17 protein-coding genes are annotated in these 16,673 nt (G+C 67.3%); 3 read left to right on the top strand and 14 right to left on the bottom strand.

The features are described 5' to 3' along the window. Nucleotides 1–156: 156 nt before the first annotated feature. Complete coding sequence (locus HBK84_RS05110; protein ID WP_064845712.1) at nucleotides 157–1,116, bottom strand: tetratricopeptide repeat protein; 960 nt, start codon at nucleotides 1,114–1,116, stop codon at nucleotides 157–159. A 150-nt stretch (nucleotides 1,117–1,266) separates the two neighbouring features. Between HBK84_RS05110 and HBK84_RS05105 the strand changes: the two genes are divergently transcribed. The 3 genes from HBK84_RS05105 to HBK84_RS05095 all read left to right on the top strand — a co-directional run bounded on the left by HBK84_RS05105 (nucleotide 1,267) and on the right by HBK84_RS05095 (nucleotide 3,839). Further along, nucleotides 1,267–2,448: an AI-2E family transporter gene (locus tag HBK84_RS05105; RefSeq protein ID WP_240919106.1), complete on the top strand. Its 1,182-nt coding sequence runs from the start codon at nucleotides 1,267–1,269 to the stop codon at nucleotides 2,446–2,448. A 199-nt stretch (nucleotides 2,449–2,647) separates the two neighbouring features. Continuing rightward, on the top strand, nucleotides 2,648–3,343 hold the full coding sequence (gene nucS / locus HBK84_RS05100; protein WP_064845713.1) for an endonuclease NucS: 696 nt from the start codon (nucleotides 2,648–2,650) through the stop codon (nucleotides 3,341–3,343). 292 nt (nucleotides 3,344–3,635) lie between these two features. Further along, a complete protein-coding gene (locus tag HBK84_RS05095) occupies nucleotides 3,636–3,839 on the top strand; it encodes a cold-shock protein (protein ID WP_064845714.1) in 204 nt (67 codons plus the stop codon). 262 nt (nucleotides 3,840–4,101) lie between these two features. Here the strand turns inward: HBK84_RS05095 and murA are convergent, their stop codons facing one another. From murA to HBK84_RS05030, 13 genes are all read right to left on the bottom strand, one after another. Next, nucleotides 4,102–5,385 (bottom strand): UDP-N-acetylglucosamine 1-carboxyvinyltransferase, encoded by a 1,284-nt coding sequence (murA, locus tag HBK84_RS05090; RefSeq protein WP_167318354.1) that lies wholly within the window; start codon nucleotides 5,383–5,385, stop codon nucleotides 4,102–4,104. Nucleotides 5,386–5,516: 131 nt separating this feature from the next. Continuing rightward, complete coding sequence (locus HBK84_RS05085) at nucleotides 5,517–5,795, bottom strand: F0F1 ATP synthase subunit epsilon (protein WP_064845716.1); 279 nt, start codon at nucleotides 5,793–5,795, stop codon at nucleotides 5,517–5,519. A 2-nt stretch (nucleotides 5,796–5,797) separates the two neighbouring features. Beyond that, a complete protein-coding gene (gene atpD / locus HBK84_RS05080) occupies nucleotides 5,798–7,264 on the bottom strand; it encodes a F0F1 ATP synthase subunit beta (protein WP_085106342.1) in 1,467 nt (488 codons plus the stop codon). Between the two features lie 42 nt (nucleotides 7,265–7,306). Beyond that, nucleotides 7,307–8,218, bottom strand: a complete 912-nt coding sequence (locus HBK84_RS05075) for a F0F1 ATP synthase subunit gamma (RefSeq protein WP_167318353.1) — start codon at nucleotides 8,216–8,218, stop codon at nucleotides 7,307–7,309. A gap of 57 nt (nucleotides 8,219–8,275) precedes the next feature. After that, nucleotides 8,276–9,901 (bottom strand): F0F1 ATP synthase subunit alpha, encoded by a 1,626-nt coding sequence (gene atpA / locus HBK84_RS05070; protein ID WP_167318352.1) that lies wholly within the window; start codon nucleotides 9,899–9,901, stop codon nucleotides 8,276–8,278. A gap of 169 nt (nucleotides 9,902–10,070) precedes the next feature. Further along, complete coding sequence (locus HBK84_RS05065; RefSeq protein WP_167318351.1) at nucleotides 10,071–10,883, bottom strand: F0F1 ATP synthase subunit delta; 813 nt, start codon at nucleotides 10,881–10,883, stop codon at nucleotides 10,071–10,073. Next, complete coding sequence (locus HBK84_RS05060; protein WP_035964661.1) at nucleotides 10,883–11,434, bottom strand: F0F1 ATP synthase subunit B; 552 nt, start codon at nucleotides 11,432–11,434, stop codon at nucleotides 10,883–10,885. Before HBK84_RS05060 ends, HBK84_RS05065 begins: the two co-directional genes overlap by 1 nt. A 49-nt stretch (nucleotides 11,435–11,483) precedes the next feature. Further along, nucleotides 11,484–11,684, bottom strand: a complete 201-nt coding sequence (gene atpE, locus HBK84_RS05055) for an ATP synthase F0 subunit C (protein ID WP_035964663.1) — start codon at nucleotides 11,682–11,684, stop codon at nucleotides 11,484–11,486. Nucleotides 11,685–11,797: 113 nt separating this feature from the next. Next, on the bottom strand, nucleotides 11,798–12,589 hold the full coding sequence (gene atpB, locus HBK84_RS05050) for a F0F1 ATP synthase subunit A (protein ID WP_144930710.1): 792 nt from the start codon (nucleotides 12,587–12,589) through the stop codon (nucleotides 11,798–11,800). Between the two features lie 30 nt (nucleotides 12,590–12,619). Further along, on the bottom strand, nucleotides 12,620–13,000 hold the full coding sequence (locus HBK84_RS05045) for a hypothetical protein (protein ID WP_064845328.1): 381 nt from the start codon (nucleotides 12,998–13,000) through the stop codon (nucleotides 12,620–12,622). Further along, on the bottom strand, nucleotides 12,997–13,590 hold the full coding sequence (locus HBK84_RS05040) for a hypothetical protein (RefSeq protein ID WP_085106347.1): 594 nt from the start codon (nucleotides 13,588–13,590) through the stop codon (nucleotides 12,997–12,999). Before HBK84_RS05040 ends, HBK84_RS05045 begins: the two co-directional genes overlap by 4 nt. Further along, nucleotides 13,587–14,717, bottom strand: a complete 1,131-nt coding sequence (locus HBK84_RS05035) for a glycosyltransferase family 4 protein (RefSeq protein WP_167318350.1) — start codon at nucleotides 14,715–14,717, stop codon at nucleotides 13,587–13,589. The genes HBK84_RS05040 and HBK84_RS05035 overlap by 4 nt, the downstream gene beginning before the upstream one ends. Beyond that, nucleotides 14,714–16,672 (bottom strand): nucleoside-diphosphate sugar epimerase/dehydratase, encoded by a 1,959-nt coding sequence (locus HBK84_RS05030; RefSeq protein WP_231885433.1) that lies wholly within the window; start codon nucleotides 16,670–16,672, stop codon nucleotides 14,714–14,716. The genes HBK84_RS05035 and HBK84_RS05030 overlap by 4 nt, the downstream gene beginning before the upstream one ends. Nucleotide 16,673 lies beyond the last annotated feature (1 nt).

The following is a 16,673-nucleotide window of genomic DNA, read 5'->3' as shown; positions in this document are numbered from 1 at the left end:
ATGGCGGATTCACCGGACCTCGTCACTGTCGACCCGAGGATCCCGCCAACTCTTCACCGGGGCCGCTGAACGACGCCCGTCCGGGGCCGCGCGTCGCCGCAAGGCCCACCGCCCGTACCGGTCGACTTCAGCCGCAGCCCGGACATCAGCGGCAGCCTAGAAGAGCGCCCGCATCAACTGGGCGCGCGCGGCCACCACGCGGGTATCCTCCGCGCCGACGACGTCGAAGAGGTCCACGAGACGCGCCCGCGCGGCATCCTTGTCGTCCCCGGCCGTGGTGCGCACGAGGTTGAGCAGGCGCCGGAACGCGTCCTCCACGTGCCCACCGGAGAGGTCCAGGTCCGCGACGTCCAGAGCGGCCTGCACGTTCGTGGGATCAGCGGCCGCGGCTTCCCGCACGGCGGTCGCGTCCATCGCGCTCACGCGCTGCAAGAGGTGCACCTGAGCGAGTGCGAGCTTGGCGTCGTGGTCACCCGGGTTCTCCGCGAGCGCCTTGTTGTAACTAGCCTCCGCGCCGGCCAGGTCCCCGGCCTCGAGTTTGTCCAGGGCCTCCTGGTGCAGCGGGGGCAGGGGTTTGGGCTCGTTCGCCGCGACCGGTTCGGCCGTCCCCGTGACGCCGTTTTGCTGCGCGAGGCTTACGAGCTCGGTCAGCAGCTCACGCAACTGCTGTTCCGAGACCGTGGAGTTCACGAGCGGCACCACGCGCCCACCGAGCAATGCGAGCACGGTGGGAACGGTCTGCGCCTGGAACGCCTGCGCGATCTGCGGTTCCGCGGCGGCGTCCACGGTCCCCAGCATGAGCCGACCCCGGAACTCGTCCACGACCCGCCCGACCACGTCCACGAACGTCTCCGACTCCGGGCTCTGGGGCGCGTGCAGCACCACGACCACAGGGTACGTCGCGGAAGCCTCGGCGTAGCGCTGGAAGTTCGCGGTGGTCAGCTCCACGCGGTAGCTACCGGCGCCCGCGGACGCCGCCGCGGCGTCGTCGTTCGGGGCACCCGTCCGGGCACCGCCCGACGCGCCGAGATCCACGGCACCGCGCACGGACGCAGGAACCGCTTGCTCGTCCCGTGGGGGCTGCTGGTCCGGGGTGGAACGGGGGAATTCGCTCATGGGAACCTCCTTCGACGGCGAGTCCGCGACATGCGACGCGGACTCGATCGTGTGCCCTGTTCCCGGGCGCACGGACGGGTGTCTTTTGCTCCCATTATGTGCACCGGGAACGCTGGAAGTCCCGGCGGCCCGGCGTTGTACGCTTCCGGCGTGAGCACATCCCCAGGAGCGCAGGGTCGGCCCCCCGCGCGTTTCCGTCCGACCCGCCACCGCTTCGAGGTGCCGCCCGAACCCGCTGCGGGTGGAGAGCCCGTGCGGCGTGCGCCGTGGGACCACCCCGTGAACACGCGGACGCATCCCATCCAGACGGGCTTCCTGCTCACCGTGGGCGTGGGGATCGCGCTGCTGGGCTACTACGTGCTGACCAACGTGGGCGGACTCGTGGGGTGGATCGTCATGGCCGCGTTCATCTGTCTTGGGATGGATCCCCTGGTCCGCCGGCTCGAGACCAAGGGGTTGCCCCGCGCGGTGGCCGCCGGGGTGGTGATCCTGGCCCTGGCCCTGGTGATCACCGCGTTCATCATGGTCGTGGTCCCCCGCATGATCGAGCAGGCCCAGCAACTCGTGGCCCGCGCCCCCGAGCTCGTGACCGAGTTCATGAACTCCGAGTTGTTCCAGGGCCTGGACGACCGCTTCGACATCGCCGCGTCCGTGCAACACACCACCGGGGCCTTCCAGGATCGCCTCGCCACGGACGAGAACCTGCTGGGCGGGATGTTCGGTTCGGTCGTGAGCGTGAGCGGCGTGGTGATCAATGCAGTGACCGGGACGCTCATCGTCATGGCGCTGAGCCTGTACTTCCTCTTCTCGCTGCCCACGATCAAGGCCTGGTGCTATCGCCTGGCCCCCGCGAGCAAGCGCGCCCGGGTCAAGCACCTGGGCGACCAGATGACCAAGGGCGTGGGCAACTACGTCATGGGTCAGGCGTGCGTGGCACTGCTCAACGCGCTCGTCGCGTTCATCCTCATGAACGTCACGGGGGTCCCCTACGCCACACTGCTGGTCCTGTTCGTCGCGCTGCTCGCGTTCATCCCCCTGGTGGGTGGCGTGCTCGCCGGCATCCTCGTGACGCTCATGGCCACGCTCGGCGGGTGGGACACCGCGATCCCGTTTGCCTTGTGCTACTTCGCGTACCTCCAGCTCGAGGCCTACGTGGTCTCGCCCAGGATCATGGCCCGCGCGGTGGCCGTTCCCGGCGCGGTCGCGGTGATCGCGGTGGCCGCCGGCGGTGCGCTGTGGGGCATCCTCGGTGCACTCATCGCCATCCCCACCGCGGCCGCGGGACTGCTGCTGGTGCGCGAGGTCTTCGTCCCGCGCCAGGACGCGCGCTGACGGCGGCGACGCCGCTGTACCCCGCCGCACCGCGTCGTCGCCCGTGCAGCTGGGGGCGCGTCGTTGTCCGAGCAGGCAGGTGCGGGCCGTCGTCTGCGGCGGCAGCTCCGTGCCGTTGCCGCCCATGCCGACGCGCGACGTCGTCGCCGGTGCACAAGAGCGCGTGAGCCGGGGGCAGCCGGACCGCTAGGCTGTCCTGGTGCGTTTAGTGATTGCAGACTGCTCGGTCCGGTACGAAGGGCGCTTGAACGCGCACCTGCCCCTGGCCCGTCGGCTCATTATGCTCAAGGCGGACGGCTCGGTGCTGATCCACTCCGACGGCGGATCCTACAAACCGCTGAACTGGATGAGCCCGCCCGCCACGATGCACGTGCGCGAACCCTCCGACGAGCTTGCCGCGGACGGTGTGAGCGAGGTGTGGGAGGTCCAGGCGGGCAAGTCCGACGACCGGCTGATCATCCACATCATGACCGTCCACTCCCAGCTCACCCACGACCTCGGCACGGACCCCGGATTGGTCAAGGACGGCGTGGAGGCCGATCTGCAGCGGTTGCTCGCCGAGCAGATCACCCTGCTCGGGGACGGGTTCTCCCTGGTGCGTCGCGAGTACCCCACGAGCATCGGCCCCGTGGACATCCTCGCGCGGGACGCCGGCGGGGCCACGGTGGCCGTGGAGCTCAAGCGCCGCGGTGACATCGACGGCGTGGAGCAGCTGACCCGCTACCTCGAACTGCTCAACCGCGATCCCCTGTTGAGCCCCGTGCGAGGTGTCTACGCGGCCCAGCAGATCAAACCGCAGGCCCGTGTCCTCGCGCGCGACCGCGGCATCGAGTGCCTGACCCTGGACTACGACGAGATGCGCGGCAACGTGGACACCCAGTCCCGCCTCTTCTGATCAGCCCCCTATGCCGGAGCCCGTCTGCGGATAGCGTGGGAGGAAAACGGTCATATTCTCGGATCTCGTAGTAAATCACCTGACGCCGATTGACCCTGGGGCGGCAGTGTGTGATGCTTGAGGTGTTCTCGCATCATGTTTGACATGCTCGCAGGAATGGTAGCGAGCGTGAAGTTCTGACTGGCGCTGTGGCACAACATCTTGTGAGCCGCATCCACAGCCTTCTCGCGGTACCGGTTCAGGTGCACAATCGTGTGCACGCACTACATACTCCAGAAGGAGATGCCCCATTATGGCTCAGGGCACCGTTAAGTGGTTCAACGCAGAGAAGGGCTTCGGCTTCATCACGCCGGACGACGCTGATGGCGACGTCTTCGTGCACTACAGCGAAATCCAGTCGGGCGGCTTCCGCACCCTCGAAGAGAACCAGCGCGTCGAGTTCGAGATCGGTCAGGGCCAGAAGGGCCCGCAGGCCACCGGCGTGAACGTCATCTGACATTCCCCGGACGAAACCCCCGTCGCCTTTCGAGGTGGCGGGGGTTTTCTCGTGCCCGCTGTGACGCGAGCGAGTCGCGGGGCCGGGTGAGCTGAGGGGCAGATGCCGGGACGCACGGGACGTTCGCACGCCGCGGCAATCCCACTCCACAGAATGTCAAGTGGAGCAGAAGCAGCTCAGCGCACCAAAATCTGCTTTTGCTGAGTAGGAGCAGGGGTGGGGGTGGGCGCGGTGGGTTATCCGAGGAGCGCCGCGGGGGCGGTCAGTTCCAACTGCGCGCCATGCGGCGCTGCACCTTGGCTCCCGCTCCGGCCAGATGGTCCACGAAGTGCTCGTAGCCGCGGTCGATGTGCCCCACCCCGGAGACCTCGGTGACCCCGTGGGCCGCCATCCCCGCGATCACGAGAGCCGCGCCGGCCCGGATGTCCATGGCTTCCACGGGAGCACCCGACAGCTTGTTCGACGGGACGCCGTCCACCCGGGCGTGATGCCCGTCCAGGCGCACACGCGCACCGAGCCGCTCAAGCTCCGCGGTGAATCCCCACCGGGCCTCGAACACGTTCTCCGTGATGATCCCACTACCCTCGGCCACCGCGTTGAGCGCCACCACGAACGGTTGCAGATCCGTGGGGAACCCCGGATAGGGCAGGGTCGAGACGTTGATGGCCTTGGGCCGCTCGGGACCGCGCACCACGAACCACCCATCGGCGGTGTTGATCTCGCAACCCGCGCAGCGCAGCTTGGCCAGCACCACGTCCAGGTGTTCCGGGTCCGCACCCACGATCTCCACGCGACCGCCCGTGACCGCGGCGGCAAAGGCCCACGTCCCGGCCACGATACGGTCCGGGACCGTGCGGTGTGTGACCGGGTGCAGCCGCGGGACCCCCTCGACCATGATCGTGGTGGAACCGAGCCCCTCGATCCGTGCACCCATGGCCTGCAGCATCCGGCCGATGTCCACGATCTCCGGTTCGCGGGCCACGTTGTCCAGCACCGTGACGCCCCGGGCGGTCGTGGCTGCGGTCATCAGGTTCTCGGTGGCCCCCACGGAGGGGTAGTCCAGTCGATAGGTCGCACCCGTCAGACCGTCCGGTGCACTAGCTCGCAGGAACCCGCGTTCGATGGTCAACCGGGCCCCCATGGCCTCGAGTCCCGCGCGATGCATATCCAGGCCCCGGGTTCCGATCGCGTCCCCGCCCGGCAGGGCCACCTCGGCCTGGAGACAGCGCGCCATGAGCGGGCCCAGCACGGAGATGGACGCCCGCATGGCCCGCACGAGGTCGTAGTCGGCCTGGTGACCGAGCTCCTGCGGGACCTCGATGGTCACGGTGTGAGCCGAGGGCTCGTACGAGACCTCGCACCCGAGCCGGCGCAACAGCTCCGCCATGATCGTGACGTCCTGGATCTCGGGGACGTTGGTGATCGTGGAACGGCCCGTGGCGAGCAGCGCCGCAGCCATGAGCTTGAGCACACTGTTCTTGGCGCCGTACACGGGCAGCTCACCGTTGACCTTCGTGGGCCCGTGTACTTCGATCTTCTCTTCCATGCATTCTCCTCGATCACGAGTACGGGACAGTCCGCCGCGACACCTGGGCCGGCGCACCACGGTACGCGAACGACGTCGACCCCCGCACCCGAAGGCACGAGGGTCGACGTCGACGGGTCACGCGATACCGCTCAGGCGGAACGCGCCTCCGAATCCAGGGAGACCTCGTCCGCAACCACCGTGACACGGTTGTTGTCCACGGAGACGAACCCGGAGTCGATGCTGCCCACGAGACGGTCGCCGTCCACACGGTCGATGGCGAACTCCCCCGGCTTGAGCAGCCCCGCCATGGACTCGTGTCCCGGCATGATGCCGATGTCGCCCTCGGTGGTGCGTACCCGCACGAGGCGCGCGGTACCCGTCCAGATCTTGCGATCCAGGGCGACGATTTCCACGATGAGTTCGGCCATGATTACTTCTCGCCCGTCTCGGCCTTGATCTCGTCCCAGCGCCGCATGACGTCATCCAGGCCGCCGACGTTGTAGAACGCCTGCTCGGGGACGTTGTCCAGCTCGCCGTCGCAGATCTTGCCGAAGGCTTCGACGGTCTCCTCGAGGGGAACCGTGGAGCCCTCCACGCCGGTGAACTGCTTGGCGGTGTAGGTGTTCTGGGACAGGAACTGCTCGATGCGGCGGGCGCGGGAGACCACGACCTTCTGCTCCTCGGAGAGTTCTTCGACACCGAGGATCGCGATGATGTCCTGCAGTTCTTTGTTCTCCTGCAGGATCCCCTTGACACGGGTGGCCACGTCGTAGTGGGTCTGGCCCACGTACTGCGGGTCCAGGATGCGGGAGGTCGAGGACAGCGGGTCGATCGCGGGGTACAGACCACGCGAGGCGATCTCACGCGAGAGCTCGGTGGTCGCGTCCAGGTGCGCGAACGTGGTCGCGGGAGCCGGGTCGGTGTAGTCGTCAGCGGGCACGTAGATGGCCTGCATGGACGTGATGGAGTGACCACGGGTCGAGGTGATGCGCTCCTGGAGCACACCCATCTCGTCCGCGAGGGTGGGCTGGTAGCCCACGGCGGAGGGGATGCGGCCCAACAGCGTGGAGACCTCGGAACCGGCCTGCGTGAACCGGAAGATGTTGTCGATGAACAACAGCACGTCCTGGTTCTGCACGTCGCGGAAGTACTCCGCCATGGTCAGACCGGTCAGGGCCACGCGCAGACGCGTTCCGGGCGGCTCGTCCATCTGGCCGAACACGAGGGCGGTGTCCTTGAGAACGCCCGCCTCCTCCATCTCGACCCACAGGTCGTTGCCCTCACGGGTACGCTCACCAACGCCGGCGAACACGGAGGTACCGCCGAAGTTGCGGGCCACACGCGTGATCATCTCCTGGATCAGCACGGTCTTGCCCACCCCCGCGCCGCCGAAGAGGCCGATCTTACCGCCCTTGATGTAGGGGGTCAGCAGGTCGATGGACTTGATGCCCGTTTCCATCATCTCGGTGCTGCCCTCGAGCTCCGCGAAGGACGGGGCCTTGCGGTGGATGGGCCAGCGCTCCTTGATGTCCAGCTCGGAGGTGGGCAGGTCCAGCGCGTCACCGAGTACGTTGAAGATGTGGCCCTTGACCACGTCACCCACGGGCACGGAGATGGGGGCGCCCGTGTCCTGCACGGGGGTCCCGCGCACCAGACCGTCGGTCTGCTGCAGGGAGATCGCGCGCACCACGTTGGTGCCCAGGTGCTGTGCCGTCTCGAAGGTGATCCGGCGGGGCTGACCGTTGAACTCGTAGTCCGCGGTCAGCGCATTGTAGAGGTCGGGGACCTGGTTCTCGGGGAACTCGACGTCGACCACGGGCCCGATCACCCGGGCGATGCGGCCGGTGGCACCTTCCGAGACCGGCTGGGTGGCCTGGTCGTTGATTGTGGCAGTCATTTCTCTCACTTCGTTTCGGCTGGCAAGGGCGGGCAGCGCGGGCTACAGTGCCTCGGCGCCACTGACGATTTCGGTCAACTCGGTGGTGATCTCGGCCTGGCGGGCGTTGTTCATCAAGCGCGTGTACTTCTTGATGAGCTCGGTCGCGTTATCCCCGGCGGCCTTCATGGCGCGCTGGCGGGAGGCGAGCTCACTCGACGCCGCGTGGCACAGGGCGGAGTAAATCCGCGCCTTCACGTACCGGGGCAGGATCTGGTTGAAGAGCTCCTCCGCGTTCGGCTCGAACTCGAAGTTGTTCTGCGTCTCCTCGAGGGCCTCGTAACGCTCGGAGATCTCGTCCCCGAGGTCGTTCGCGTCCACGACCTCCAGGGGCAGCAGGCGCAACACCCGGGGCTCCTGGTTCACCATGGAGTTGAACTGCGTGTACACGAGCAGCACCTCGTCCACGCCACCGTCCACGTACGGGGCGTTGATGTCGCGCATCAATTGGTCCGTGAGTTCCTCGGCGCGCTCGGTCGTGGCGTTGTCCGTGTTGCCCGTCCAGAATTCGTCGTAGTCACGGTGCCGGAAGTCGAAGTACGCCTTGGCCTTGCGGCCCACGAGGTACACGCGCGCTTCCTTGCCCTGCGAACGCAACCGCTCGAGCAACTCCTCCGTGCGCTTGAGCACGTTGGAGGAGTAGGACCCCGCGAGCCCGCGGTCCGACGTGAACACCAGGACGGCCGAACGCCGCACATCGTCGGGGACGGTGGTCAGGGGGTGGGAGATGTTGTGCTGCGTGGCGATCTGGGAGACCGCGCGGGTCAGCGCATTGGCGTACGGGTACGCGGCTTCGAGACTCTGACGGGACTTGTTGATGCGCGAGGTCGCGATCATCTCCATCGCCTTGAAGATCTTCTTCATCGACGACGTGGACGCGATCTTCTGTCGGTAGACCCGAATCTGCGCTCCCATGAAATTTCCTTTCGGCACCGCCGTGGTGCGCCGGATCCCGGCGCACCACGAGAACGGTTACTTCTTGACGATCGTTTCCTGGTTCACAGCGGTCGCGCCCAGGGACTCGTGCTCCTCGACCCCGGCCTCGATCCCGTGCTTGGAACCGTGGAAGTCCCGCTTGACCTCGGCCACGGCCGTCTTGAGCGCCTCGACCGCGTCGTCCTCGAGCTTGCCCGTGGAGTTGATCGAGTCCATCACGTTGGTCGTGCGCCGTACCTGGTCCAGCAGCGCGCGCTCGAAGTCCGCGACGTTGGCGACGTCGACGTCGTCGAGCTGGCCCGTGGTACCGGCCCAGATGGACACGACCTGGTCCGCGACGGGGTACGGCGTGTACTGGGGCTGCTTGAGCAGCTCCATGAGCCGCTCACCGCGGGTCAGCTGCTGACGGGACGCGGCGTCCAGGTCCGAGGCGAACATGGCGAACGCCTGCATGGAACGATAGGACGCGAGGTCCAGCTTCAGCGTGCCGGAGACCTTCTTCATGGCCTTGACCTGCGCGGCACCGCCCACGCGGGACACCGAGATGCCCACGTCCACAGCGGGACGCTGGTTGGCGTTGAACAGGTCCGACTGCAGGAAGATCTGGCCGTCGGTGATGGAGATGACGTTGGTCGGGATGAACGCCGAGACGTCGTTCGCCTTGGTCTCGATGATCGGCAGACCGGTCATGGAGCCCGCGCCCAGCTCGTCGGAGAGCTTGGCGCAACGCTCGAGCAGACGGGAGTGCAGGTAGAAGACATCACCCGGGTACGCTTCACGTCCCGGCGGGCGGCGCAGCAGCAGCGACACCGCACGGTAGGCCTCGGCCTGCTTGGAGAGGTCGTCGAAGACGATGAGCACGTGCTTGCCGCCGTACATCCAGTGCTGACCGATCGCGGAACCCGAGTAGGGGGCCAGGTACTTCAGACCGGCGGACTCGGACGCGGGAGCGGCCACGATCGTGGTGTACTCCAGGGCGCCGTTGTCCTCGAGGGTCTGGCGCACCGCGGCGATCGTGGAGGCCTTCTGACCGATGGCCACGTAGATGCAGCGCACCTGCTTGTCCACGTCACCGGACTCCCAGTTGGAGCGCTGGTTCAGGATGGCGTCCACGGCGATTGCGGTCTTACCGGTCTGACGGTCACCGATGATCAGCTGACGCTGGCCACGCCCGATCGGGATCATGGCGTCGATGGCCTTCATGCCGGTCTGCAGCGGCTCGTGCACCGACTTACGCATGGTCACGCCCGGAGCCTGCAGCTCCAGTTCGCGGCGACCCTCGGTGGCGATGGGTCCGAGATCGTCCAGGGGCTCGCCCAGGGGGTCCACGACGCGGCCGAGGTAGCCCTCGCCCACGGGCACCGACAACACCTCGCCGGTGCGGTGCACCTCCTGGCCTTCCTCGATGCCCTGGAAGTCACCGAGCACCACGACGCCGATGTCGCGGGTGTCGAGGTTCAGGGCCAGGCCCAGCACCCCGTTCTCGAACTTGAGCAACTCGTTCGCCATGACGGAGGGCAGGCCCTCCACATGCGCGATACCGTCCGCGGCGGACGACACGCGTCCGACTTCTACTCGTTCCATATTGCCGGGATCGTAGGACGCCGCGAACTCTTTCAGCGCACTACGGACCTCATCGGCATTGATGGTCACATCGGCCATCTACTGTCCCTGCTCTCTACGTCTTGTGATCATCGCTCGAGCCATGACCACGGTTGTACTTGTCGCGATGCGTTGCCCCATCGCCGTGCGGCCGCCTCAGCGGTCGGGGGGCAACGTGACGAGATGCCGGCATCGACCGACTCCCCGCGATCCCCGCTGCGCGCGGGGATCAGGCTGCGATCCGCTGCTGCAACTGTTCCAGCCGGTGGGTCACCGATCCGTCGATGACCTCCTCGCCCACCTGCACCCGCAGGCCACCCACCAACGACGGGTCCACCTCCGTGGTGAGCTTCAGGTCCCGTCCGTACAGCCGGTTCAGACCCTGGCGCAGTTTCTCCGTCTGGTCCTCCCGGAGGGGACGAGCCGTGGTGATCCGCGCGATCCAGCGCTGCTGACGGTCCGCGACCCACTCGGCAAAGTGCCCGAGCAGGCGACCGGGTAGTGCGCCCCGGGGTTCGCTCACCGCGCGTTCGATCAGCAAGGAGACCTCCTCCGAGCTCGTCGTCATGAGACGACGGGCCAGGGTGACCTTGGCCTGCGCGCTCGCGCGCGAGTCCGAGAACGCGTTCTGCACCTCGGTGGAGTGTTCCAGTACGGACTTGAACCGGATCAGTTCGTCCACGAGGGTCTCGAGCGCGTTCACGCCGCCGCGGTTCTCGGCGGACGCGGCCGCGAACAACACGGCCGTGCGTTCGATCCCGTCACCCAGCTGGCGCTCGGTGGCGCTGCGCTGGGACGCGAGTTCGGCGACGACGTCCACGGCCACCTCGTGCGCGCGGCCGTCGAGCAGCGTGTGCACGAACCGGGCGCGGTCCTCTGCGGGCCGGGAGGGATCCGTGAGAGCGCGGCGCAGTGCGCCGTTCTCGTCCACGACGTCCAGGATCTCGAACAACTGGTGTGCGATCTCGGGACTCGCGGCAGATGCCCAGCGGTCAACGTCCACGGAGAGCGGACGATAGGGTTCGTTCGATGCTTCTGCCATTACCGTGCAGCTCCCGTGCGACCTTGCTCGGCCTCGAGATCAGCCAGGAAACGATCGACCACGCGGTTGGCGCGATCGTCGTCGTTCAAGGACTCCCCGACGATCTTGGACGCGAGCTGTGTTGCCAAAGTGCCGACCTCGTCACGCAGTGAGACCACCGCGGCCGCACGCTCGGCCTCGATGGCCTTGTGGGCGTTCTCGGTGATCCGCGCGGATTCGAGGTTGGCGCGATCCTTGAAGTCCGCCAGGATCTTCTCGCCCTCGGAGCGAGCTTCCTCACGAATCTTCTGGGCCTCGAGCCGGGCACTTTCGAGCTGCTGGTTGTACTCGTCGCGAGCGGCCTTCGCCTCGGCCTGAGCAGCCTTGGCCTTGGCCAGTCCACCCTCGATGGCGTCAGCGCGGTCCCTGAAGACCTTCTCGAACGCCGGGACGATGAACTTGTACGCGATGAAGAGCAGAATTGCGAACCCCACAAAGGTAATCAGCATTTCCCAGCCGTTGGGGAACAGAGGGCTCTGCCCCTCTTCAGCTGCCAACACCATTGCGTTCATGAGCGCGATTCCTGTTCTCTAGTTAGGGCGAGTGCGAAAGGGAGAGCCCTTAGAGCAGCGCCAGGACGAAGCCCAGAATGGCGAGCGCCTCGACCACGGCGAAGCCCATGAACAGCATGGGCTGGATCACGCGCTGGGACTCGGGCTGACGGGCCACGGACTGCATGTAAGCCGCGAAGATGAGACCCACACCGATGCCACCGCCGATGGCAGCGAGACCGTAGCCAATAACGCTGAGCGAACCTTCCATTATGGATATTTCCTTTCTGGGTGCCCGCTGGAGCGGGCCGTGGTGCCATTACGGGAAACCGTGAATGGTCGATGGTCACGTGAGCGGCCCGGAGGTCGCGCTCCTTCGTGGGGCTAGTGCCCCTCCTGCAGTGCGCCCTGTACGTACACGGCGAACAGCAGGGTGAAGATGTAGGCCTGAAGGATCTGGATCAGAACCTCCAGGAAGTAGATGAACAGTCCGAGGACCAGACCGAAGATCGAACCGCCGATGCCCAGGGCGCCGCCCACCTCGGTGGCGAGGTACGCCATGAAGGCCGCCGCGACCATGATGGCCATGTGGCCGGCGAACATGGTGGCGAACACACGCAGTGCGTGGGTCACGGGGCGGATGATCATGTTCGAGAGGAACTCGAGCGGGATCAGGATGAGGTACAGGACCTTGGGGACGTTCGGCGGCATGGTCATCTTGGCCATGAAGTGGCCCAGACCGTGGCGCTTGATGCCGACCCCGACCCACACGACGTAGGCGATTGCCGCGAAGACGTACGCGGTGCCGGGGTGCGAGAACGTGGGCAGCTGAAGGACGGGGATGGACCCGAAGAGGTTGTTCACCAGGATAAAGAAGAAGAAGGTGAACAGCAGGGGCACGAACGGGCGGAAGTCCTTCTCGCCGATGATGTCGCGACCCAGGTGGTTACGCACGAGCCCGTAGCCCATCTCACCCAGGTACTGGCCCTTGGTGGGGACCAGCGCTCGCCGCCGCACCACGTACATGAAGAACGCGGCGATCAGAACGACCGACAACAGGATCAGCAACGAGTGCTTACCGAGGGCGAAGGAACCCACTTCGAAGAACGGGGGCAGATGCGCATCTTCCGTGGTCGGGGCCACGAATTCGGCCGGAATCCTCAGGGCGGGGTTCAATACGGGTCCTTTCTGCGGTATCCAGACCGGTCACACTCTGGGCTCGGGGCCCATGCCGGATGACTTCTTCGTCTCCGACGGGGTCTTTTGCGGGGCGGTACTGCGGTTCAAGGCGTCCCTCATATGAAGATAACCGAGGTACACCCCGGCGGCCGCCCCAAAGACAGCTCCCGCGATCACAATCCACCGAGTTCCCAGTAGGTGATCCAGGAACCAGCCTACCAAACTCCAAAACACCGCACCGACCACGATGTACAGCAGGACCGCGATCCCACCACCCAGACCGCCACGCTCCACGAGCTCCCCCGCGGTGTGGAGGGTTTCCTTGCGCGCGTTGTCCCGCATGCGCGTTGACATCCCCCGCAGGTCCCTGGGGCGCCGGTCTCCCGGCTCGTTCGGTGCGGAACTCATGGCGTTCGCCTTTCGTGAGTGGGTCGGTCGTGCCCCGCCCGGCCGCCACTCGAGTCACGGGCGGGAGGGACGGACGGGGCGGCAGCGGCGTCGTCGTGGGCGTGTTCGACGGCCGACGACGCCGCGTGGGGTGCGGGCTCGGGCGCGTCCTGCCGGGTGACACCGCGGGTCAGCACGGTGAAACCGGCCAGGGCGAGTACGAGACACACCAGGACGGTCACGGCGAACACGCGCGGGACGAGCCACGGCGGGGCCCCCAGGAACAGCAGGAACCAGCCCAGCACGAGCACCTTGAGGAGGTACAGCGCGGCGAGCGCGGGAGCCGTGGCCGCTGGTGCCACGCGGTACATCTGAGCCGCCACGAGGGCGGTGGCTGCGGAGCTGACCGCGATGATCCCCGCCCCGAGCAGCACCGAGCGCGGTGCCGAGAGCATGTCCACGACGGCTGAAAGTGTAAGCAGAATCACACCCAGGATCAGGAACATGACGGCCCCGGCCCGCACACCCCGGGCGTAGGAAGGGGGGCGGGAGCGGGCGGCGTCGTGCGCGGCGGATTCCGCCGACGAACGCGGAGCGCGGTCAGGGGTCACGAGCGCAAACTCCGTGCGGTGCTCCGGGCGCGGTCGAGCAGCACCGGGGACACGAGGTACAGCACGATCACGAGCACCACGGCCACACCGGCGAGCACGGAACCCGTGCCCGCGGCCCGCAGACCGTAGAGGGAGATCAGACTAACGCACGCCGTGGCGGTCGTGACCACCGCGGCGGACTGCACGTGGGACAGGCCCACGTCCGTGAGGCGCTGGTAGACGTGCTGCCGGTGCGGTGTGTACCAGACCTCTCCGCGGCGGATCCGCAGCACGAGCGTCACGGCGGTGTCCGCGAGGTAGACCAGCAGCGGGGACAGCAGGTACTCCACGTAGACGCCCGAGAGGAACGCGCCGATCGCGATCGCGGCGATGGCACCGCCCAGGACGTAGGAGCCGACGTCGCCCAGGAAGACCGTACCGCGCCCCAAGTTCCACGGTAGGAAGCCCAGGAACGCACCGGCGAGCGCGAAGCCCGCGCACACCATCCACGGCATCCCATTTGCCGCACCGGCCCACGCGTAGAACAGCCCCACCACGCCGCCGTGCAGCCCGGAGATCCCGTTGATACCGTCCATGAAGTTGGCGATGTTGACGTAGGCCACGGTCGCGAGCACACCCACGGGCCACCACCACGCGGGGATGCCCAGGGCCACGATCATGGCGGCGGTCCCGAGCGCGCCCACGAGGGCCTGCATGCCCAACCGGACTCCGACGGACACGCCGCGGTAGTCCTCGGCCCAGCCCAGGGCCGCGCTGGCCGCGGTCATGGCGAGCACGGACAGGGCGAGCGAGCGGTCCACGGGGATCAGACCGAACCCCAGGGACAACCCGTACGTGAGGATCAGGGCGATGGCCACCGCGAGTCCCATCCCGCGCAGTACGGGCCGCGAGTGCGAGGACCGGTCGGACGGGATGTCGATCACGCCCCACCGGCGCAGCAACGGCTTGACCGCGAACGGCAGGAGCACTGAGAGCACGAAGGCAGCGGCGAGTGTCCACGGGGCGAGGGCCAGCAACAGGTTCAGCGCCTGGCCGTCCGTGAGAGCGGCGGGGCCGGTGACGACCGCGGGGGCCGTGGGTACGCCGTGGGCGGGCAGGAACGCGGTGGACGCGAGGACGGTGCTCATGCGTGGCGCCTCCAGCCCGTGTGTCCCTCGGCGGCGTCGCCGTCCGCACCGTCAGCGTCCGCGTCCTCGGCGCGGGGTCCGGTGGCCGGGGCGCACTCGGCGGCGCGCGGCACGGAGAAGTCCGTGACCTTGGGCTGGGTGCTCACCACGACCTGCGGGATGGACCCCGTGAACATCATCCCGCCGCGCACCTTCCACACGTGACGGTCCAGGTTCGCGGGATCCAGGCGCTCGGCCTTGGCGTGGGAGATCTTGGGGTGGAAGGGCCGCTCGTCAGTCTCACCCGTGCCGATGAGGTCCTCGTGCAGCTTCTCACCGTGGCGCAGCCCGGTGATCTCGATGCTGATGTCCTCGCGCCCGGACATCGACCGCAACCGGCGGGCGATGTCCAGGATCCGCACGGGCTCCCCCATATCCAGGATGAGCACCTCTCCCCCGTGCGCGATCGCACCGGCCTGGATCACGAGCTGACACGCCTCGGGGATGGTCATGAAGTACCGGGTGGCATCCGGGTGGGTCACGGTGATCGGCCCGCCCTGACGGATCTGTTCCGCGAACAGCGGCAGCATGGACCCGCGCGAACCGAAGACATTGCCGAAGCGCACGGACGCGTAGCGCTTGCCCGTGCGGTCCCCCATCCACGCGGTGAGTTTCTCCGCCACGCGCTTGGAGTGACCGAGCGCCGTGGTGGGGTTGGCGGCCTTGTCCGTGGAGATGTTCACGAACACGTCCACGTCCACGGCGGCCGCGGCGCTCAACACGTGCAGCGAGCCCATGACGTTGGTCTTCCACGCCTCGTCCGGGTACTGCTCGAGCAGGGACACGTGCTTCAGCGCCGCAGCGTGGAAGACCACCTGGGGCCGGCGGTCCTGGAACACCCGGGTGAGCGCGTCCGGATCGCGGATGTCACAGAGCACGGTGTCGTTGCCGTCCAGCAGGCCACGCCCGGTGATGGAGATCTGGGTCGCCTGCAATCCGGATTCGTCACGGTCCAGCATGATCAGCTCGGCGGGTTCGAAACCCACGAGTTGGCGGCACAGTTCCGAACCGATCGACCCACCCGCGCCCGTGACGAGCACGCGCTTGCCGGTCACGTACCCCGCAATGGCCTCCACGTGGATGTCCACGGGCCGCCGTCCGATGAGGTCCTCCATGGAGATGTCACGAAGGTCCACGCTCTGGTTTGCGCCGGTGAGCATCTCGGTCAGGGGCGGGACGGTCATGACGCGGGTCCCGGTGCCCTCCACGGCTTCCGAGACGCGTTGCATGGTGCGGGGGTCCACGTCCGCGACGGCCACGATCAGCACGCCGGCGCGCGTGTGCTCCAGGACGGACGCGGCGTCGTGCAGCGTGCCCATGACTGGGACAGAGGAGATGCGCAGGTGCTTCTTGGCGGGGTCGTCGTCGAGCAGGGCCACGGGCAGGAAACCCGAGGCGGGGTCCTGCATCATGCGGTGTACCAGGAACGTGCCCAGCGCGCCCGCACCGAAGATCACCACGTTCTGCGCCTGCTCACCCGGCTTGGCCGTGGATTCCTGGTACATGCGTTTGAGGTAGCGGAACGCGGCCATCAGCAGGCACGCGAACGGGAACGCGATGAACCCCAGCGAGCGCGGGATCCACAGGGCCACACCGAAGACCAGCAGGACGGCCTCGAGCAGTGCCGTGACGATCACGGTCACGACCACGAGCAGCTTGGCCTCCTCAAAACTGCCGAACGAGTACCGGCCCTTGTAGAGGGCGAACGAGAAGCCCACGAGCAGTTGCAGCACGACCGCCACCACGCACGTGATGATCACGCCCCCCACGGAGATGAGCTCCACGTTCATCTCGAACCGGAGGAACGCCGCGACCCACAGCGCCACGATCCACGCGACGGAATCCAAGATCATCTGGATCCACAGCCACGCGACCGGTTTGTCCGCTCGGGGGGTGGGGCTTGCGGGGGTGACCATG

Origin of the sequence: Kocuria sp. KD4, from assembly GCF_011769905.1 — a bacterium.
Classification (GTDB): domain Bacteria; phylum Actinomycetota; class Actinomycetes; order Actinomycetales; family Micrococcaceae; genus Kocuria; species Kocuria marina.
This window is presented reverse-complemented; position numbering and strand designations above follow the sequence as displayed.